This window comes from Bradyrhizobium sp. LeoB3 (assembly GCF_055456055.1).
This window is the reverse complement of sequence record NZ_JBVBEF010000066.1, coordinates 38,685-45,088: the sequence shown is the minus strand read 5'-3', so window position 1 is coordinate 45,088 and position 6,404 is coordinate 38,685. Positions and strand designations below refer to the sequence as shown.

4 protein-coding genes are annotated in these 6,404 nt (G+C 63.8%); 2 read left to right on the top strand and 2 right to left on the bottom strand.

Annotation, left to right across the window (positions count from 1 at the left end; genetic code table 11):
* Window positions 1-374: 374 nt before the first annotated feature.
* A complete protein-coding gene (locus tag ACZXDY_RS31585) occupies window positions 375-659 on the bottom strand; it encodes a hypothetical protein (protein WP_464348196.1) in 285 nt (94 codons plus the stop codon).
* Window positions 660-1,006: 347 nt separating this feature from the next.
* On the opposite strand from ACZXDY_RS31585, the gene ACZXDY_RS31580 reads away from it, so the two are divergent.
* Together ACZXDY_RS31580 and ACZXDY_RS31575 are read left to right on the top strand one after the other, a co-directional pair.
* Window positions 1,007-2,251 carry an efflux RND transporter periplasmic adaptor subunit gene (locus ACZXDY_RS31580; protein WP_455997550.1) on the top strand — a complete coding sequence of 415 codons (1,245 nt, stop codon included), beginning with the start codon at window positions 1,007-1,009 and terminating at the stop codon, window positions 2,249-2,251.
* Window positions 2,252-2,283: 32 nt separating this feature from the next.
* Window positions 2,284-5,412, top strand: a complete 3,129-nt coding sequence (locus ACZXDY_RS31575) for an efflux RND transporter permease subunit (protein WP_464348195.1) — start codon at window positions 2,284-2,286, stop codon at window positions 5,410-5,412.
* On the opposite strand, the gene ACZXDY_RS31570 is transcribed toward ACZXDY_RS31575, so the two are convergent.
* On the bottom strand, window positions 5,402-6,373 hold the full coding sequence (locus tag ACZXDY_RS31570; protein ID WP_028166194.1) for an amidohydrolase family protein: 972 nt from the start codon (window positions 6,371-6,373) through the stop codon (window positions 5,402-5,404). The two genes, ACZXDY_RS31575 and ACZXDY_RS31570, sit on opposite strands and share 11 nt — an antisense overlap.
* Window positions 6,374-6,404: the final 31 nt, after the last annotated feature.

The window sequence follows — 6,404 nt, the reverse complement described above, 5'->3', positions numbered from 1 at the left end:
GTAACACCATCGCGCAGGGAAAGCCGGAATGCTTCGGTTGAACCTGTGGTCCTACCCCCGTGCTTTTTGTTGCACGGACCCACGGGTGCAACCAGCACCCGGCTTTCCCTGCGCCCTCTGATATCGAAGAGGGTGGAAAGTAACGCAAAGCTCGGGCGAACAACGCCGCGAGAACGCGAACTGCTGCTTCCTCACACTCCACCGTCATGCCCCGCGAAGGCGGGGCATCCAGTATCCGGCGGCCTCTCGGCTCAAGCACGACCGCCTCTCGATTACTAGATCGTCCGGTCAAGCCGGACGATGACAGCGGAGTTGCTGTTTGACATTTGAATCCGAACCCCATCCCACGCACCATCTCCACGCGCACATCCGCTTCATTCCACCGCGGCGCCCACCGGTGGCCCGCCGGGAGGTCGATGCAGGAACGTCATCGTCAGGTAGGCGCCGACCCAGGAGCCGATCGCCGCGAAGAACACGTAGACCGAGTTTTCGGTGTAACTGATCACCGCATAGGACGAGAGCACGTACCAGACGCTGCTCCAGGTTGCCGCCGGCACGCGTTTGCGTGCCACCACGGCGGACGTGAACATCACGTAGACCGCATCGGTTGCGGCCGTCGCCAGCACGACGCAGGCGGCGGTCAAGGGATCGATGGCCATTGCAACTCCTTCCCAGTTCGGGCACTGCTCTTGGGCACACAATTGAGGGAATGCCGAAGCGCGACCGGTTCAACCATGCCGAAAAGGGCAGGCGGTCGGCATCGTCAAAACAGGAGGGATCGTCAGGCAGGATCTGCCTGCGCACGGCAGGGCCTGTCACCCGGCCCGCTTTAGTTTCGCCGGCCGCCACCCCGGAATTTCCCGGGGCTTGGCATTCACCCGGCGTTCATGCCTCACTGTCCAAAGATAAACCGGAACCTGCGTCCAATTGTCGCTTTTTTGGTTGTCTGAACCGGTAATTGGGCACTATTAGCGCGCAGCGGAACCTCCGACATCAGCCACGGCCCATGGTCAAAGACATTACCAAGCAATTGCAGACCCTTAGCCGTCAGCGCCTGGCGCTGGTCGTGGCCGTGCTGGCGGTTGCCGGTGGCGTGGCTTACGCATCCCTGCACAACAAGGGGGCAAATGGCGGCCATTCGGAGATTTCGAGCCAATCCCGCAAAGGCCTGCAGCGCTACACGCCGACCCCTGCCGAATGGGCGAGCCTCAGCCTGCAGCCGGTCTCCGAGCGTGCCTTCCGCGCCGAATACGTGACCGAGGGCAAGATCGGCATCGACGAGGATCGCTCCACCCCGGTGTTCTCGCCCTATACCGGCCGCATCACCAAGCTGCTGGCGCGGCCCGGCGACAGCGTCGTCAAGGGCCAGCCGCTGTTCGTGATCGAGGCCGCCGACACCGTGCAGGCGCAGAACGACTACATCTCGGCGATGACCGGCGTGAACAAGGCGAAGTCCGCGGTCGATCTGGCGCAGATCCAGGACAACCGTGCCAGGGACTTGTTCGAAGGCAAGGCCGTGCCGCTGAAGGATTATCAGCAGAGCCAGGCCACGCTGGTCCAGGCGCAGAACGACCTGCGTTCGGCGCAGACGACGCTGGAGGCCGCGCGCAACAAGCTGCGTATCCTGGGCTTCGGCGACGCCGATATCGATGCGCTGCGGCAGAAGGGCGGCATCAATCCGGAAATCACGATCTTCGCGCCGATCGGCGGCACGGTGGTGCAGCGCAAGGCCGGCCCCGGGCAATATGTCTCCTCCGGCGCCAGCGATCCCGTCTACGTCATCGGCGATCTCTCGACCGTCTGGCTGCTCGCCTTCGTCCGCGAGAGCGACGCCGCCAAGGTCGCGGTCGGGCAGGACCTCACATTCAGCGTGATGGCGCTGCCGGGCCGCTCGCTGACCGCGCGCATCAATTATGTCGCCGCAGCGATCGATCCGGCGACGCGCCGGCTCCTGGTCCGCGCCACCATCGACAACGCGGATGGCGCGCTGAAGCCGGAGATGTTCGCCAATGTCACACTCTATTCGCCGGGCGACCATCCCGCGGTCGGCGTACCCAAGCAGGCGCTGATCTATGAAGGCGACCAGGTGCGCGTCTGGGTCGCGCATCCGGACAAGACGATCGAACTGCGCCAGGTGAAGCCGGGGATCACCAACGGCGATCTCGTCGAGATCGTCGGCAATCTGCGGCCAGGCGAGCAGATCGTCACCAAGGGCAGCCTGTTCATCGACCGCGCCGCCTCCGGTACCTGACATTCCCGGATTATTGAAAGCTTCGATCTGAAATGGATCGCCTCGTCGCTCTCGCAGTCAGCCGCCGCTATCTGATGGTCGGCATCTTCGCCGCCGTCATAATCGGCGGGCTGATTGCCTTCCAGCACCTCAACATCGAGGCCTATCCCGATCCGACGCCGCCGATGGTCGACGTCGTGACGCAAAGCCCGGGCCTGTCGGCAGAGGAGATCGAGCGCTACATCACAATTCCGATCGAGACCCAGGTCGCCGGGCTGAAGAACCTGCGCACGATCCGCACCATCTCGCTCTATGGCCTCTCCGACGTCAAGCTGCAGTTCTCCTTCGATTACACCTATGACGAGGCGCAGCAGCAGGTCCTGAACCGCCTCGCGCAACTGCCGCCTTTGCCCGGCAATGTGCAGCCGACGATCTCACCGCTCAGCCCGATCGGCGAGATCTTTCGTTACCGGCTGGTCGGCCCGCCCAACTACAGCGTCCTCGATCTGAAGACATTGCAGGATTGGGTGCTGCAACGCCGCTTCCGCGCCGTGCCCGGCGTGATCGACGTCACCGGCTGGGGCGGCAAGACCAAGACTTATGAGGTGCAGGTCGATTTCAACAAGCTCGTCGCCAACGGCCTGACCTTGCCGCAGGTGTTGCAGGCGGTGAGCAACGCCAACATCAATGTCGGCGGCAACACGGTTGATATCGGCACCCAGTCCGCGGTGGTGCGCGGCGTCGGCCTGATCCGTTCGGTCGACGATCTCAACAACACCATGGTGTCGCAGTCCGGCGGCAACCCCGTGCTGGTGAGGGATATCGCAACCGTCACCATCGGCGAGAAGCCGCGGCTCGGGATTGCCGGAATCGATAATGACGATGACATCGTGCAGGGCATCGTGCTGATGCGCCGCGGCGAGCAGAGCTCACCGACGATCGCCCGCGTCGAACAACTGGTCAAATCGATCAATCACTCCTCGATCCTGCCGCCGGGGGTCAGGATCGAGCGCATCTACGACCGCAAGGACCTGATCGATCTCACCACCCACACCGTGCTGCACAACATGGTGGTCGGCATCCTCCTGATCGTGCTGCTGCAATGGATCTTCCTCGGCGATCTCCGCAGCGCGCTGATCGTCGGCGCAACCATTCCCTTCGCGCTGTTCTTTGCCGTGATCATCCTGGTGCTGCGCGGCGAATCCGCCAATCTGTTGTCGGTCGGCGCGATCGACTTCGGGCTGATCGTGGATGCCACCGTCATCATGATGGAGGCGATCTTCCGCCGCCTGTCACAGACCACGCGGCTTTCTGAAGCCGAGCAGAGCCATGTCTCCGCCGAAACCATGATGGGCATCAAGACCCACGCGATCCTGTCGGCGTCCGCCGACGTATCGCGCTCGATCTTCTTTGCCGCCACCATCATCGTGGCCGCCTTCCTGCCGCTGTTCACGCTGAGCGGCGTCGAGGGCAACATCTTCGGACCGATGGCGCGGACCTATGCCTATGCGCTCGCCGGTGGTCTGCTCGCGACCTTCACGATCACGCCGGCGTTGAGCGCGATCATCCTGCCCGCGCATATCCAGGAGACCGAGACCTGGATCATGAGGCAGCTCGATCGCCTCTATTTGCCCGTCCTGAACTGGGCGGTCGCCAACCGGCGAGTGGTGATGGCCGGTGCGGCCGCCCTCGTGGTCTTGACCGCGCTGTCGGTACGATTGCTCGGGCTCGAATTCCTGCCGAAGCTGGAAGAGGGCAATCTGTGGATCCGCGCCACGCTGCCGCCGACGATCTCGCTGCAGGAAGGCAATGCCTATGTCAACGAGATGCGCCGGATGATCCGCGCCCGTCCCGAGGTGGAATCGGTGGTGTCACAGCATGGCCGTCCCGACGACGGAACCGACGCCGCCGGTCTCTTCAACGCGGAATTCTTCGCGCCGTTGAAACCGGCGAGCGAATGGCCCGGCACGCGCGACAAGGATGAGCTTACCGCGCAGCTCTTGGCGCAGTTGCAGGACAAGTTTCCCGGCGTCGAATTCAACTTCTCGCAATATCTGCAGGATAACGTCTCCGAAGCGGTTTCGGGCGTGAAGGGCGAGAACTCGATCAAGCTTTACGGCAGCGACCTGCAGGCGTTGACCGACACGGCCAATCAGATCAAGTCGGTGCTCTCGACGGTGCAGGGGATCACCGACCTTGCCGTGTTCACCTCGCTCGGCCAGCCGACGATCCAGATCGACGTCGACCGCGCCCGCGCCGCGCGCTATGGCCTGTCACCGGGCGACATCAATGCCACGATCAAGGTCGCGGTCGGCGGCGACAGCGCTGGCGATCTCTATGAGCCCGGCAGCGACCGTCATTTCCCGATCATCGTGCGGCTTGCTCCGGAGTACCGCAAGAGCGCCGAAGCGATCCAGAACCTGCGCATCGGCGTCGCCAACCCGAACGGCGGGATCACGCAGATCCCGCTGAGCGAAGTGGCCTCGATCAAGCTGATCTCGGGCGCCGCCTATATCTATCGCGAGCAGCAGGAACGCTATCTGCCGATCAAATTCTCGGTGCGTGAGCGCGACCTCGGCAGCGCGATCCAGGAGGCGCAGCAGAAGGTCACGGACCAGGTCAAGCTCCCGCCGGGATCGCGTGTCGAATGGGTCGGCGAGTTCGGCAATCTGCAGGACGCGATCAAGCGGCTGTCGGTCGTGGTGCCGATCAGCCTCGGTTTGATCGGGATACTGCTGTTCCTCAATTTCGGCTCGATGGTCGACACGCTGCTCGCCATGAGCGTGATCCCGATGGCGATCTTCGGCGGCGTGCTCGGGCTGCTGGTCTCCGGCATTCCCTTCAGCGTCTCGGCCGCGATCGGCTTCATCGCGCTGTTCGGCATCGCCGTGATGGACGGCATCATCATCCTGTCGCAGTTCAACCAGCTCATCGATGAAGGTTACGAGCGGATGCGGGCCGTGGTCCGCACCGGTGAATTGCAACTGCGCCCGGTGTTGATGACCTGCGTCGTCGCCGGCGTCGGGCTATTGCCGGCGGCGCTGTCGGGAGGGATCGGCTCGCAGGTGCAGAAGCCGCTCGCGGTCGTGGTCGTGACCGGCATGATGCTGGCGCCGCTCGTCATCCTCGTGACGCTGCCGGTCCTGATCTCCTATTTCTCGCGGCGCGAATCTAGGAGGTGAAGCCGTAGAGCCGGGCCGGGTTGTCGACCAGGATCTTCTTGCGCGTCGCGGCGTCCGGCGCCCACACCGCGAGCTGGTTGAGAAGGCGTCCGTCGTCGATCTGGTACAGCGGAACAACATCCGTGACCTGCTTTCCGGGCGGCACCACCGTATCGGGATGCGGCCAGTCGGTGCCCCAGACGATGCGGTCGGGATTTGCCGCGATCAGGGCCTTGGCGAGCGGGATCGCGTCCTGATAGTCGGGCGCAAGCTTGGAGGCGCGGTAGGCGCCGGAGATCTTCACATAGGCCTTGCCGGACTTCACCAGTTCGACAAGGTCCGGAAAACCCGGTTGTTCCACGCCGAGCGCGGCCTGCGCGCCGCCGAAATGGTCGAAGACAACGGGCACGGGCGATGCAGCGACGAGGTCCTTGACCGCCGGGATCAGCGGCAAGTTCGTGTACACCTGCACATGCCAGCCCCGCGCCTTGACGCGGTCGATCCCGGAGGTCAGGCGGGCACGGGCGACATTGGGATCGTTGATGCCGCCGGTTGCGAGGTTGAGGCGGATGCCGCGGAAACCGTCCTTCTGCATCGCATCCAGATCGCTTTCCGGCGTCTTGTCGTCGATGACAGCCACCCCCCGCGCGGTCGCGCCGCGCGCCATCATGCCGAAGCGGGTTGCGGAATTGTCGGTGCCGTAGACGCTCGGCGTCACGATCACCACGCGCTCGATCCCGAGCGCCTTGTGCAGCGCGCTCATCTCCTCGGGCGAGGCCGGTTCCGGCGTGTAGACGCGACCGGCGAAGAACGGGAATTTTTGGGGATCGCCATGGATGTGGGTGTGGCAGTCGCAGGCGCCGGCCGGCACGTCGAAATTCACCGGCGTCGAAGGCTGGGCTGCCTTGGCGTGCACGTCTCTGTTGTTCATCATCACTCCGGCCGCGATGGAGGCAAGCATCATACTGCGTCGCGTCAGCATTGGTCTTCTCCCTGCGTTTCCTCGTTTGATC

What these genes read in the sequence shown, in the direction of transcription:
- ACZXDY_RS31585 (WP_464348196.1), bottom strand. Translation starts at nt 659, where the DNA reads ATGGCCATCGATCCCTTGACCGCCGCCTGCGTCGTGCTGGCGACGGCC.
- ACZXDY_RS31570 (WP_028166194.1), bottom strand. Translation starts at nt 6,373, where the DNA reads ATGCTGACGCGACGCAGTATGATGCTTGCCTCCATCGCGGCCGGAGTG.
- ACZXDY_RS31580 (WP_455997550.1), top strand. Translation starts at nt 1,007, where the DNA reads ATGGTCAAAGACATTACCAAGCAATTGCAGACCCTTAGCCGTCAGCGC.
- ACZXDY_RS31575 (WP_464348195.1), top strand. Translation starts at nt 2,284, where the DNA reads ATGGATCGCCTCGTCGCTCTCGCAGTCAGCCGCCGCTATCTGATGGTC.